Here is a 14,486-nt window from a genome sequence, read left to right on the forward strand (position 1 = left end):
CGATGCAGAATCAATGTTTCTTCCGTTATTTTCTGGTTATCGCTTCTTCTATAGTATTGGTTAATAGGTCTTGTATACTTATTCCAGCGGCGATTGATTGTTGAGGTAAAATGCTAGCTTCGCTAAAACCAGGATTTGTATTCATTTCTATAAAATGAGGTTCTCCATCATGAAATATATATTCGCTTCTAGAAAAACCACTCATTTTTAGGATTTGATATACTTTTAAGGCTAGATTCTTTACCTTTTCTTCATCTTCTTTGCTTAATCTTGCTGGAGTAATTTCTTGAGATTTGCCTAAATATTTAGCTTCATAATCAAAGAAATCATTTTCTGAAACAATTTCTGTAATTGGCAAGACTACGTCTTTTCCTTGGTAAGTAATTACACCTACCGAAACTTCTGTTCCGCTAAGAAAAGATTCAATAATAATTTCGTCATCTTCTTTATAAGCTACATCAATAGCAGGAAGTAATTCTTCTTCGGTGTTTACTTTAGAAACGCCATAACTACTTCCAGCCTTATTTGCTTTTACAAAACAGGGTAAACCAACGGTATCAATAATTTCACTGGTGCTGATTTTATCTCCTTTATTTAAGAAATAATTTTTGGCGGTAGGGATCCCATAAGGTTGTAAAGTGCTAATACAGTCTCTTTTGTTAAAAGTAAGTGCTGCTTGATAAAAATCACAGGCTGTTTGTGGTATTCCAATTAATTCAAAATATGCTTGTAGTAAACCATCTTCTCCAGGAGTTCCATGTACAATGTTAAAAGCAACATCAAAAATAATTTTAGTGCCATTCAGATTTAGGGAAAAATCATTTCGATCAATGGTGGTTTTTTGATCATTGTCATCAACGTAGTACCAAGAATCTTTGGTAATATGAATTTTGTACGGTTCATAAAGGTCTCTGTTCAAGTGCTTATAAACTACATTTCCACTTTTGATAGAAATATCAAATTCGCTGGAGTAACCTCCCATAAGGATGGCAATATTTTTCTTCATTGGATATGGTTTGCAAACAAAAATATCATTTATCCAACAACAAAAGCTAAAAAGTTTCCGTTTTTATATCTTTGCCGAAACTATCATCAGATACATGGATTTTTTTAAAGGACTTTTAAGGTTTATTTGGAGTAAAGCATTTCTTATTCAATTAGTGATCGCTGTCGCAATGACTGCTATTTTATGTTTTATAGCATTGAAATGGTTAGATAGTTCTACAAATCACGATCAGAGAATTGTAGTTCCAAGTTTAAGTAAAAAAACACTCGATGAGGTGAAAGAGCTTGTAGAATCCAAAGATTTGAGATTCGAAGTGCAAGATTCTGCTAATTTTAATCCTGATTATCCTCGTTATTCTGTAATTGAGCAGAATCCTCCTGCAGGAAATATGGTAAAAGAAAATAGAAAGATCTATGTAACCCTAAACCCATCGGGATATCGAAAAGTAGAAGTACCTGATGTTATTAGAAAAACCAGAAGGCAGGTAGAACCAAGACTAGTGGCTCTTGGCTTTAAAATAGGATCTATTACTTTTAAACCAGATCCTTCTGATCAGGTACTAGAACTTAGGTACAAAGGCAAAAGGTTGAAGCCAGGAGATAAAATAATGAAGACTTCTACCATTGATCTTGTCGTAGGTGACCAAAGTGGTAATTTGCGACTTAATCCATAAATAAAACTTCTAAAAAATAACACCTTTTGGAATCAGATCCAGATATAGACGATTTAGGACCTAATGAAGACGAATTGTATGAACATCATCGTTTTGTGGCAGGAGCAGGTCAAGTACCACTTAGGGTAGATAAATTTTTGATGAATTTTGTTGAGAATGCTACCCGAAATAAGATTCAACAAGCAGCCAAAGCAGGAAGTGTTTTTGTCAATGATATTCCAGTAAAATCAAATCATAAGGTAAAGCCTAATGATGTGGTAAGAGTGTTATTTGCTCATCCACCTTATGAGAATTTGCTAACACCAGAGGATATTCCATTGAATATTGTTTATGAAGATGATGCTCTACTAGTAGTGAATAAACCTGCAGGAATGGTAGTACATCCTGGTCATGGTAATTACTCCGGAACTTTAATTAATGCCTTGATTTATCATTTTGATAATTTGCCTAATAATAGCAGTGAGCGTCCAGGTTTGGTGCACCGAATAGATAAGGATACCAGCGGTTTATTGGTGATTGCTAAAACTGAAGACGCTATGACGCATTTAGCGAAACAGTTTTTTGATAAAACCTCAGAAAGAGAATATGTAGCAATTGTTTGGGGGAATCTAAAAGAAGATGAAGGAACAATTATAGGTAATATAGGTCGTCATCCTAAAAATAGACTTCAAAATACTGTTTTTGAGGGCGATGAAGCAGAAAAAGGAAAACCTGCAGTTACACATTACAAAGTTATTGAACGTTTAGGATATGTTACGATGGTTTCTTGTAGATTAGAAACTGGAAGAACGCATCAGATACGTGTGCATATGAAACATATTGGTCATACATTATTTAACGATGAACGATATGGTGGTGAAAAGATCTTAAAGGGTACGACTTTTTCCAAGTATAAACAGTTTGTAGAAAATTGTTTTAAAATACTACCAAGACAGGCATTGCACGCAAGAACTTTGGGGTTCGTACATCCCGTTACCGGAGAAAAAATGCACTTCGAAACCTCAGTACCTGATGATATGCAACAATGTGTAGAACGTTGGAGAAATTATACTAAAAATCAGCTAACTAAAGAATAAATGTGTCTTTATTGAAATAAATTGGGGAATGCTCATTTATTAATAGTATATTGGTGCTTTAATTATTTATAATGAACAAAGGAACAGTAAAATTTTTTAATGACTCCAAAGGATTTGGATTTATTACAGAAGAAGGATCTAATCAAGATCGTTTTGTACACATTTCGGGCTTAATCGATGAAATTCGTGAAGGTGATGAAGTAGAGTACGAACTTAAAGAAGGTAAAAAAGGAATGAACGCGGTAAACGTGAGAGTATTATAATATATACATTTTGACTTTTTTAAAGAACAAGCCCGTCTGATACAGACGGGCTTTTATGATTTTTACAATTGCTTTTAATGTGATTTTATGGTTAAGAATAAAATTTATAAACTGCTTTAATAATCTTGTCTGCTCTAACTAAATTGAGTTGCTTTATATATTTGTATGTTCGATCTAAATAGTCTTGGGCTTCTTGATTTCCACTAAAATATTTTCTGGCTGTATATAGATCTAATGCTACTATTAAATCGTCAGTAGTGAAATCAACACCAGTATATTGTTGTAATAGCTGTAAATACATAAAACCAAATTCTTCTGTGGGTTCAATCATGGTGCCTTCTCCAAAATCATTCCAGGTAATAAGTTGAATAAAATCTGCAATTTCATGATGTGTATAATTTAGTGTTTCTGCAAAGGTTTGCCCTTGATTATGGTCGATACTCCATAAATTAATCCCTTCAGACCATCCACCTTCTGCATAAAAGCTATCAAAACCAGGATAAGAAGACCCAACAATGGTAAGATTTTCGGTATCGTAATTATTATAATAATGCTCATGGGCTAGTAGATGATCTTGGTCTACCCATAAAAACTCTCCAGTAGCATTCTGTCCTACTAAATTATTGGCTGCCCACAAGGTTAAAAAGTCTGGACGGTTATCAGTGGGTAGGATATCGAAAATAGTGTCCCATTCTTGTTGGGTGGTGATATGATGTGGTCCAAAAACAAATAGTAAATTTTTATCATTGTGTTTTATGTAATTAGGGCTGGTAAAGTAGGTGTTATTGATATAGGTGAAATCTTCCTGAGCTGCTTCAATAATACTGTTCGATAATCCTAGGTCATATGCTTGCTTAGCAACCCTATCTTCGTACATAATTGAAAAATCAAAATCTAAATCCTCCATAATTTCAATAAAACTTTCCGTAGCACTTTTAATATTTTCGTAATCGTAGAGATCCTTACTTCCATACCAATCAAATATAACTCCATCGATTCCGGCTAATTTCATCATTAAAAAATGATATTCATGTAAGTCAGGGTCGTTAGAGGAGTATGGACCTATTACGGGATAAAAATAAGAAGCTATTTCTTGTTTGCCGTTACTATCTGTAATATCAGGATTTTTATTAGTCATTGTCCAATGTTGTCCCCAGTATCCATCGTAATCTTTACTTTGAAACCAAGGCATATAATGCATATAAACTTTTTTAGGGTTATCTTTTGCTACATCCATTCCAGATATATCCGCCACATAACCGCTTTTTTCTAATTTGATGATTTCTGCTTCTTCTTCCAATACTTTTTTTAATTGGGCATCAGTGTACGTTGTGTCTTGAATTCTTTGGGGGACGGTTTGTTCTGGTTCGATGCTTGGAAATTCTTCTTTTTCACAGGAATAAATGAAAATCATTAAGGCAACCATTAAAAACGCCTTAATCGTAGGTTGTAGTTTCATTGTCATATAGGTTTATTAATTAATTACACAATACAGATAAGCGTGATGTACTAAAAAAGATGGGAAGTGTGAATTGCTAATTAAAATTAGCGATATATGACTACTGTGTTTCGAAAGTGTTTTTATGTTTAAAACGTTATAAAGGTAAGGTTTTTTTTCTGTTAAAAATATTAAAGCCTTTATTTTTATATGTTAATTTATTCCTTAACAGTGTGTTAAACCGTGTAAAGAAGAAGCGTTTATGTATTTTGCAATAAAGTATATCAATGCTTCAATAGGTAAGAATTACTCGAGTTGATTTTATTTATTCCAGTACTATTGTATTTTTGAAAAAACGAAATTCACTTCATGAGGCACGTCAAAGTATAATAAACAATGATGAGTTTTATGTCTAACACCAGCCTTTAGTGCAGTGTAACTTATAAAGTAATATTGTAAACACATGAAAATTGTAGTATCACCAGCAAAGTCTTTAGATTTTGAAACCGCATTACCTACTCAAAAATATACGGAGCCTTCTTTTTTGGTTGAAGCTGAAAAATTAAATACTATTCTTCAAAAAAAGTCACCAAAAAATTTATCAGATCTAATGAGTATTAGTGATAAGTTGGCGCAATTAAATTGGCAACGAAATCAAGATTGGAGTCTTCCATTTACACAAGAAAATGCGAGACCTGCAGTATATGCTTTTAATGGAGATGTTTATACAGGCTTAGATGGTTATTCAATTCCAGAAGATAAATTAGATGTCTTACAGGATAAATTAAGAATCCTTTCTGGTTTATATGGTATACTAAAACCATTAGATCTAATTCAACCGTATCGTTTAGAAATGGGGACAAAACTAAAGGTAGGACGAAGTAATAATCTATATGAGTTTTGGAAGAAGCAGCTTACGGAACAACTAAATAATGAATTGAAAGATGATGAATTATTTGTAAATCTAGCAAGTAACGAATATTTCAGTGCGATTGATAAGAAAGCCCTGAAAGTACCTGTGATCACACCTCAGTTTAAAGATTGGAAAGGGGATAAATTAAAAATGATCAGTTTCTTTGCTAAAAAAGCAAGAGGAATGATGGTGCGTTATATCATAGATACTGGAGCGGAAACTATAGAAGACTTAAAAGGTTTTAACTATGATGGTTATGGTTATAGCGAAGAATATACAACAAAACCTAATGAATTGGTTTTTGTAAGGTAATTCCAATGTTCTTATTTTGCTTTTATATTCGATATTAGAATAAATTTCTAAATGCTCCTAATTTTAGTATCTTAAGCCTTCAATATTTTAGGCTTTTTTGGATGCAAAAAATCATTAATTCTCTAGATTGGATTGGGGAAAAAATTGGAACTCTTGTCAGTTGGGTTGCGGTTCTATTGGCGGTTTTAGTAGGATTAGATGTTGTTATGCGATATGTTTTTCAGTTCACGTTCATTTGGATGATCGAAACCGAAATTTATCTCTTCGGAATGCTTTTTCTAATAGGTTCCGCGTATACTTTTAAACATGGGAAACATGTTAGAGTAGATGTTTTTTACACTAGATTTTCCGAAAAAGGAAAAGCCTGGATAGACCTTTTAGGAGGGGTATGTTTATTAATTCCTTGGTGTTATGTAGTGATTGTTTCTTCTTGGTATTATGGATTGTCATCCTTTATGATCAATGAAGGATCTCCCCAACCAGGTGGATTACCAGCTTTGTACGTGCTAAAATTTTGTATCACCTTGGGGTTTGCCTTTTTATTATTGCAAGGAGTTTCTGAAATGCTAAAATCTATTCAGATAATTTTTAAGAGAGATATCTAATGGAGTTTTTAGCGGTTGTTTTATTTGTAATCATATTCATTTTAATTCTTAAAGGATACCCTGTAGCTTTTACTTTAGGTGGGATTTCTGTTGCTTTTGCTTTTGGTGTTTCAATTTTCGCGCCAGAACAGTTTACCATGTCTACATTTTATTTATTGCCTTCTAGAATTATGGGGGTTGTTAATAACTATGTGTTAATGGCAGTTCCTTTATTTATTTTTATGGGAATCATGTTGGAAAAATCTGGGCTCGCTCAAAGCCTTTTGGAAACAATGGCGATGATGTTTGGTCGAGTTAGAGGAGGTTTAGCTATATCTGTTGTTATTGTAGGTGCTTTATTAGCCGCATCAACAGGAATCGTGGGTGCAACAGTGGTAACTATGGGTTTAATTAGTCTCCCAACGATGCTAAAAAGAGGGTATAAGACAGAACTCGCAGTAGGAGTTATTGCCTCTTCGGGTACCTTAGGTCAAATAATTCCACCGTCTATAGTATTGGTGCTGTTGGCGGATACGATTAATAGTTCATCAAGAGGAGCAGCGTCTGTAGATGTGGGAACCTTATTTTCTGCGGCCTTATTACCAGGTTTGATATTAGTTGGGCTTTACATTCTATATATTTTGATAAAATCATTTGTTCATAAGAACGACGCACCGAGTATTCCAGCAGAAGAGATTGCGGAGTTTAAAGGGACTCATTTTGGGCCCAAAGTTGTTAAGGTGTTATTGTTGCCAGTACTGCTAATTGTTATAGTGCTAGGATCTATATTTAGTGGTATTGCATCGCCAACAGAAGCTTCTGCAATTGGGGCTTTGGGAGCAACGATTTTAACGATTATTCAGAAAAAGTTTTCATTTAAAATAGTAAAAGAAGTAGCTCAAGAAACGACTCGTCTTACATCGATGGTATTCTTTATCTTGTTAGGAGCTACCACATTTACACTGGTTTTTAGGACTTTAGGAGGAGATCGATACTTACAAGAATTGATTATTTCATCTCAGCTGACTCCCTTAATGTTTCTATTATTGGTAATGTTGGTAATTTTTATTGCGGGTTTCTTTATTGATTTTATAGAGATCGTATTTATTATCGTACCAGTGGTAACACCTGTTTTTAATGCTTTGGATATGAATATGCTTTGGGTAGGAATTTTGATGGCATTGAATTTACAAACTTCATTTTTAACTCCTCCATTTGGTTTTGCGTTGTTCTATCTGAAGGGAGTCGCGCCAGATACAGTAAAAACAAGCCAAATATATAGAGGGATAGTTCCTTTTATTGTTATACAACTTTTTATAGTAGGCTTAGTATTATTTTTTCCAGAGATTATTTTTAATAGTAATTAATTAGAATAACTAAAATCATGAGTTTATATAAGATACGGAGAGATAGATTTTTGAAAACATTCATATATGGTATTCTAATGATGTTTTTTTTGTCTTGCCTTGGAGAACCTCCTGCAAGTATGACTAATCCTACTTCCTATTATACTACTAAGCCTGACAAAATATTCCATTGGAAGATGACTACAACTTGGCCACCTAATTTTCCAGTGGTCGGGGAAGTAGCGGAAAAATATGCAGAATGGGTAGAGGAATTGTCTAATGGTCAAATTAAAATTAAAGTATATGGTGGAGGAGAATTAGTACCACCATTAGAAGCATTTGATGCGGTTTCTCAAGGAACTATAGAAATGGGGTGTGGTGCATCGTATTATTGGGCAGGAAAAACTCCAGCAGCACAATTTTTTGCCGCAGTACCTTTTGGGATGAATAGCCAACAAATTACTTCCTGGTTAGAGGTAGGAGGAGGATATGAACTTTGGAAAAAAACATATGCACAGTTTAATTTGGTTCCTTTTATGGGAGGGAATACTGGAGTGCAAATGGGAGGGTGGTTTAATAGAGAAATTAACTCTGTAGAAGATTTTAAAGGTTTAAAGATGCGTTTGCCAGGTATTGGGGGTAAAGTGCTAGAAAAAGCTGGAGGAGCACCAATTTTGGTAGCTGGTAGCGAAATTTATACGAGTTTAGAACGAGGAGTTATTGATGCTACGGAATGGATCGGACCTTATCATGATTATAAAATGGGATTTCATAAAATTTCAAAATATTATTATACACCAGGTTGGCATGAAACGGGTTCTCAGTTAGAGTTTTTTATTAATAAAAATTTACACGATGCACTGCCACCGCATCTTCAAGCTGTCTTACAGGCTGCTGCCAAAAGGGCTCAAGTTTGGGTGTTGTCTGAGTTTGATAAACAAAATGGTATTTATTTAGATAAATTAGTGAATGAAGAAGGCGTAGAAGTAAGAGAATTTTCTAAAGAAACTTTGGACGCATTACGAAGTTATACTGATGAAGCCATTCAGGAAATGATAGGAGACGATCCTTTATCTAAAGAGGTTTATGAAAGTTATTCGAATTTTCAGAATAGGATTGCTAAATGGTCAGAAGTTACCGAAAAAGCATATTACAATAAAATACAGAAATAGGTATTTGTGTTAATTCAACGTATGAATTTGCTGTAAACGTTTAAGGATTAACAGAAAGAAATAGTTGGTTAATAATGACTACAAAAATTAATTATTTCAGGGATTCTGTTTAAAATGTATTGGAAGTGTTCATTCGAATCGATATCTTCGCAGCGAATGTTCGCTAAATATTATTTAAACACAAAATTTTTATCATGCAAATTAAAAAGGTTTTAGTTGCTAATCGAGGGGAAATTGCCATCAGAATTTTCAGAGCTTGTACAGAGATTGGTTTACAAACCGTAGGAGTTTATACCTATGAGGATCGATATTCTTTACATAGATATAAAGCCGACGAAGCTTACCAAATTGGGGCAGATAATGAACCTTTAAAACCGTATTTAAATATTGAAGCAATTATACAAGTTGCTAAAAATAATAATGTAGATGCGATACATCCAGGATATGGATTCTTATCAGAAAATGCAGATTTTGCACAACGATGTAAGGAGAATGATATTATTTTTATTGGTCCTAAGGTATCTGTGCTACGATCTTTAGGAGATAAAATTATGGCAAAAGAAGTTGCCATCGCTAATGATATCCCAATTATTCAAAGTAATAAAGAAGATCTTACAGATATTAAGATCGCAGTTAAAGAAGCAAAGAGAATTGGTTTTCCTGTAATGCTTAAAGCTGCTTCTGGTGGAGGAGGTCGTGGTATGCGTGTAATTCGCAGTGTGGAAGAGTTAGAAAAAGCCTACCCGGAATCACAAAGAGAGGCATTAAATGCTTTTGGAGATGATACTGTTTTTTTAGAAAAATTCGTAGAAAACCCTAAGCATATCGAGATACAGATTGTAGCAGACCATCATGGAAATATGGTACATCTTTTTGAGCGTGATTGTTCGGTGCAGAGACGATATCAAAAAGTAATTGAATATGCTCCTTCCTATGGAGTTTCTCAAGAAATTCTAGAGAATCTTTATCAATATGCACTAACGATATGTAAAGCTGTTGATTATAATAATATTGGAACAGTAGAGTTCTTGGTGGATGATGACGGTAGTATTTATTTTATTGAAGTAAATCCAAGAGTACAGGTAGAACATACCGTTACAGAGATTGTGACTGGTGTAGATTTAATTAAAACACAGATTTTTATAGCTGGAGGATATCAACTTTCAGATAAGCAAATTAAGATCGAAAGTCAGGAAAGCCTTAAAGTAAATGGCTATGCTGTACAATGTAGAATTACAACAGAGGATCCAGAAAACGATTTTAAACCTGATTACGGAACTATCACTACGTACAGAAGTGCTTCTGGATTTGGTATTCGTTTAGATGCGGGAAGTGTTTATCAAGGCGTTACGATCTCTCCTTTCTTTGACTCCATGCTAGTAAAGGTTTCAGCAAACAGTAGAACCTTGGACGGTGCTTGTAGAAAAATGAGAAGAGCGTTGTCAGAATTTAGGATTAGAGGGGTGAAAACAAATATGCCTTTCCTCGATAATATTTTAAATCATAGTACATTTAGAAAAGGAGCAGTTACTGTTAATTTTATCAGAGATACAAAAGAACTTTTTAAAATTAAAGAGTCTCGTAACCGAGCGACAAAGCTGGCAAACTTTTTAGGAGATATCATTGTTAATGGAAATCCAGATGTGAAAAAAATGGATCCATCCAAAACCTTCGTTACTCCTCATATCCCTGAATTTGATAAAAAAGCAGTCTATCAGAAAGGAACAAAAGACCTGCTTACAGAATTAGGACCTGAGAAATTTGCAGAGTGGTTAAAAAATGAAAAGAAAGTTCATTTTACAGATACCACCATGAGAGATGCCCATCAAAGTTTATTAGCTACTCGAATGAGAACGTATGACATGCTTAAAGTCGCAGAAGGATTTGCAAAAAACCATCCAGAAGTGTTTAGTATGGAAGTTTGGGGAGGTGCTACATTTGATGTATGTCTTCGATTTTTAAGAGAAAACCCGTGGGAACGTTTGCGCTCGCTAAGAGCAGCAATGCCAAACCTATTATTGCAAATGCTTATTAGAGGATCTAACGGAGTTGGATATACTGCGTACCCGGATAATCTAATTGGTAAATTTGTAGAGCAATCTTGGGAGAACGGAGTAGACGTTTTTAGAATCTTCGATTCATTAAACTGGATGAAATCTATTGCACCTTGCATAGAACACGTAAGAACACGTACACAAGGACTTGCAGAAGGATCTTTGTGTTATACAGGCGATATTTTAGACCCAAAACGTACCAAGTATACCTTAGAATATTATGTGCAATTAGCAAAAGATATAGAAAATGCAGGAGCACACATATTAGGAATAAAAGATATGGCAGGTTTACTAAAACCTTATGCTGCCTATGAATTGGTTTCTGCGTTGAAATCAGAAATCAATATACCGATACATTTGCATACGCATGATACTTCTTCGGTACAATCTGCGACATATCTCAAAGCGATTGAGGCTGGAGTAGATGTGGTAGATGTAGCTTTAGGTGGATTGTCTGGGTTAACAGCGCAGCCTAATTTCAATGCAGTTATGGAAATGTTGAAATTCCATGATCGTGAGAATCCGATGAATATGTCTAAATTAAATGAGTATTCAAATTATTGGGAAGCGGTTCGAGAATATTATTATGTATTTGAATCTGGTTTAAAAGCGGGTACTGGTGAAGTATATCAACATGAAATTCCTGGTGGACAGTATTCTAACCTGAAGCCGCAAGCACAAGGTTTAGGACTGGCAGATCGTTTTCACGAAATTACCAAAATGTATGGAGAGGTAAATGAATTGTTTGGCGATATCGTAAAAGTGACTCCAAGTTCTAAAGTTGTTGGGGATATGGCACAATATTTAGTAAGTAATAATCTTACTATTGAGGATGTAAAAGAAAGAGGAGAAACGATTTCATTTCCTCAATCTGTAGTAAGTTTGTTTAAAGGAGAATTAGGACAACCAGAAGGAGGTTTTCCAAAGGAGCTTCAGAAATCAATACTAAAAGATCAAAAACCATTTACTAATAGACCAAATGCACATCTCGAACCAGTAGATTTCGAAACAGAGTTTAAGGATTTTGTAAAAGTCTTTAAAAAAGGAATGGGAAGGGAGCTTGATATTACAGATTTTCTTTCCTATAAATTATATCCAAAAGTATTTACAGGAGCTTACAATCACCATTTACAATATGGTAATGTAATGAATATTCCTACTAAGAATTTCTTCTATGGAATGACTCCAGGAGAAGAAATTATTATAGAATTAGATAAGGGTAAAATCCTGTTATTTGAATTGATATCTATCGGAGAGCCTCAGGACAATGGAATGGTTACCGTCTTTTTTAAAGTAAATGGACAAACCCGAAATGTTGAAATCAAGGATAATTCTATTAAAGTAGATAAAATTGTTCACGTCAAGGCTGATAAAGCGGACGTAAAACAAATCGGAGCCCCATTACAAGGATCTTTATCTTCAGTATTGGTGAAAACTGGACAAGAAATAAAGAAAAACGATCCATTGTTTATTATCGAAGCTATGAAAATGGAAACTACTATTACTGCAAATGAGGATGCAGTAGTAAAGAAAATAGTGCTTAAATCAGGAACGATGGTTGAAGCCGATGATTTAGTGATTACTTTAAAATAAAGAATAATCCTATTTATTTATATGTGTAAAAAAAAGTCTTTCAGAAACCTGAAAGACTTTTTTTAGCTAAAGGTAGATGCTAATTTTTTATAATTTGTTTTATTGTATTTCCTTTTTCTCCTTCAATATTCATAAAATATACTCCAGAATTTAATTCAGATATATCAAATGTGGTATTACGAGTTTCGAATACTTTTTTACCTGTGATATCATATATCTCCGCTTTTTTTATGGTAATAGAAATGTTTAAAAGTCCTGAAGTTGGAATTGGGTATACTTGTAATTTATCAGTAATCAATTCTTCATCTTCATTGCCAAGACTTGCTATTAAATAACAAGAAGATCTCTGAGTACATCCATCTAATGTAATATCCACTGCATAATTTCCATCTTGTGTTGCTGTAAAAGATTGATTTGTCTCACCTGATAATGGAGTGTTAGTATCACAATCAATCCATTGATAGGTAGCGCCAGAGGTAGTCGCAGTTAAAGTTGGACTAAGAGAATCATCTACGGAAGCATCAGGTGATTCTAGCACTTCAACAGTAGCAGAATCAGTATCTGTACATCCATTTGCATTGGTAAAGCTATAGATAATATTTTGATTTCCTGTTCCTGCAGTAGTAGGATTAAATGAATAAGTAGTTCCATTGCCATCATCAGTTACTCCATTTCCAGAATACGTTCCTCCGCTAGGAGTACCACCGCCTAATCCTGTTTGTATTCCAGCATCGATACATAGATCAGCTGGAGCTGTAAAGGATACTGTTGGCAGATCGAACACTTCTAGAATATCAGAAGCAGTATCAGTACATCCATTTGCATTGGTAAAGCTATAGGTAATATTTTGATTTCCTGTTCCTGCGATAGTAGGATTAAAGGAATAAGTAGTTCCATTGCCATCATCAGTTACTCCATTTCCAGAATATGTTCCTCCACTCGGAGTTCCACCACCTAATCCTGTTTGTATTCCAGCATCTACACATAGATCAGCAGGAGCTGTAAAGGATACTGTTGGCAGATCGAACACTTCTACAGTATCAGAAGCAGTATCAGTACATCCATTTGCATTGGTAAAACTATAGGTAATATTTTGGTTTCCTGTACCTGCAGTAATAGGATTAAAAGAATAAGTAGTTCCATTGCCATCATCAGTTACTCCATTTCCAGAATATGTTCCTCCACTCGGAGTTCCACCACCTAATCCTGTTTGTATTCCAGCATCTACACATAGATCAGCTGGAGCTGTAAAGGATACTGTTGGCAGATCGAAAACCTCTACAGTATCAGAAGCAGTATCAGTACATCCATTTGCATTGGTAAAACTATAGGTAATATTTTGATTTCCTGTTCCTGCGATAGTAGGATTAAAAGAATAAGTAGTTCCATTGCCATCATCAGTTACTCCATTTCCAGAATACGTTCCTCCACTCGGAGTTCCACCACCTAATCCTGTTTGTATTCCAGCATCGATACATAGATCAGCTGGAGCTGTAAAGGATACTGTTGGCAGATCGAACACTTCTATAGTATCAGAAGCAGTATCAGTACATCCATTTGCATTGGTAAAGCTATAGGTAATATTTTGATTTCCTGTACCTGCAATAGTAGGATTAAAGGAATAAGTAGTTCCATTGCCATCATCAGTTACTCCATTTCCAGAATACGTTCCTCCACTCGGAGTTCCACCACCTAATCCTGTTTGTATTCCAGCATCGATACATAGATCAGCTGGAGCTGTAAAGGATACTGTTGGTAGATCGAACACTTCTACAGTATCAGAAGCAGTATCAGTACATCCATTTGCATTGGTAAAACTATAGGTAATATTTTGATTTCCTGTACCTGCGATAGTAGGATTAAAGGAATAAGTAGTTCCATTGCCATCATCAGTTACTCCATTTCCAGAATATGTTCCTCCACTCGGAGTACCACCACCTAATCCTGTTTGTATTCCAGCATCGATACATAGATCAGCTGGAGCTGTAAAGGATACTGTTGGTAGATCGAACACTTCTACAGTATCAGAAGCAGTATCAGTACATCCATTTGCATT

At 34.7% G+C, this 14,486-nt stretch carries 11 protein-coding genes; 8 read left to right on the forward strand and 3 right to left on the reverse strand.

The window, feature by feature from the left end; all coding sequences use genetic code 11:
- Window positions 1-25 precede the first annotated feature (25 nt).
- A complete protein-coding gene (locus ACWNT5_RS08285; RefSeq protein ID WP_456517076.1) occupies window positions 26-1,006 on the reverse strand; it encodes a D-alanine--D-alanine ligase in 981 nt (326 codons plus the stop codon).
- A gap of 94 nt (window positions 1,007-1,100) precedes the next feature.
- On the opposite strand from ACWNT5_RS08285, the gene ACWNT5_RS08290 reads away from it, so the two are divergent.
- From ACWNT5_RS08290 to ACWNT5_RS08300, 3 genes are all read left to right on the forward strand, one after another.
- Window positions 1,101-1,679, forward strand: a complete 579-nt coding sequence (locus ACWNT5_RS08290) for a PASTA domain-containing protein (RefSeq protein ID WP_299610982.1) — start codon at window positions 1,101-1,103, stop codon at window positions 1,677-1,679.
- Between the two features lie 26 nt (window positions 1,680-1,705).
- On the forward strand, window positions 1,706-2,755 hold the full coding sequence (locus ACWNT5_RS08295; RefSeq protein WP_456517077.1) for an RluA family pseudouridine synthase: 1,050 nt from the start codon (window positions 1,706-1,708) through the stop codon (window positions 2,753-2,755).
- Window positions 2,756-2,826: 71 nt separating this feature from the next.
- The gene (locus ACWNT5_RS08300; protein ID WP_299610976.1) at window positions 2,827-3,018 is read left to right on the forward strand and encodes a cold-shock protein; all 192 of its coding nucleotides are present in this window, start codon (window positions 2,827-2,829) and stop codon (window positions 3,016-3,018) included.
- A 91-nt stretch (window positions 3,019-3,109) separates the two neighbouring features.
- Here the strand turns inward: ACWNT5_RS08300 and ACWNT5_RS08305 are convergent, their stop codons facing one another.
- Entirely contained in the window at window positions 3,110-4,477 is a 1,368-nt protein-coding gene (locus ACWNT5_RS08305; RefSeq protein WP_299610974.1) for a glycoside hydrolase family 71/99-like protein, read from the reverse strand.
- A gap of 442 nt (window positions 4,478-4,919) precedes the next feature.
- Between ACWNT5_RS08305 and yaaA the strand changes: the two genes are divergently transcribed.
- From yaaA to ACWNT5_RS08330, 5 genes are all read left to right on the forward strand, one after another.
- On the forward strand, window positions 4,920-5,681 hold the full coding sequence (yaaA, locus tag ACWNT5_RS08310; RefSeq protein WP_299610972.1) for a peroxide stress protein YaaA: 762 nt from the start codon (window positions 4,920-4,922) through the stop codon (window positions 5,679-5,681).
- 101 nt (window positions 5,682-5,782) lie between these two features.
- Window positions 5,783-6,286: a TRAP transporter small permease subunit gene (locus tag ACWNT5_RS08315; protein ID WP_299610970.1), complete on the forward strand. Its 504-nt coding sequence runs from the start codon at window positions 5,783-5,785 to the stop codon at window positions 6,284-6,286.
- A complete protein-coding gene (locus ACWNT5_RS08320; RefSeq protein ID WP_299610968.1) occupies window positions 6,286-7,632 on the forward strand; it encodes a TRAP transporter large permease in 1,347 nt (448 codons plus the stop codon). The genes ACWNT5_RS08315 and ACWNT5_RS08320 overlap by 1 nt, the downstream gene beginning before the upstream one ends.
- A 17-nt stretch (window positions 7,633-7,649) precedes the next feature.
- On the forward strand, window positions 7,650-8,783 hold the full coding sequence (locus ACWNT5_RS08325; RefSeq protein WP_456517078.1) for a TRAP transporter substrate-binding protein: 1,134 nt from the start codon (window positions 7,650-7,652) through the stop codon (window positions 8,781-8,783).
- A gap of 194 nt (window positions 8,784-8,977) precedes the next feature.
- Window positions 8,978-12,430, forward strand: a complete 3,453-nt coding sequence (locus ACWNT5_RS08330; protein WP_456517079.1) for a pyruvate carboxylase — start codon at window positions 8,978-8,980, stop codon at window positions 12,428-12,430.
- A 79-nt stretch (window positions 12,431-12,509) separates the two neighbouring features.
- Here the strand turns inward: ACWNT5_RS08330 and ACWNT5_RS08335 are convergent.
- A partial coding sequence (locus ACWNT5_RS08335) for a T9SS type A sorting domain-containing protein (RefSeq protein ID WP_456517080.1) occupies window positions 12,510-14,486 on the reverse strand: 1,977 nt, incomplete at its 5' end.

Source organism: Aquimarina sp. 433 (genome assembly GCF_054054605.1).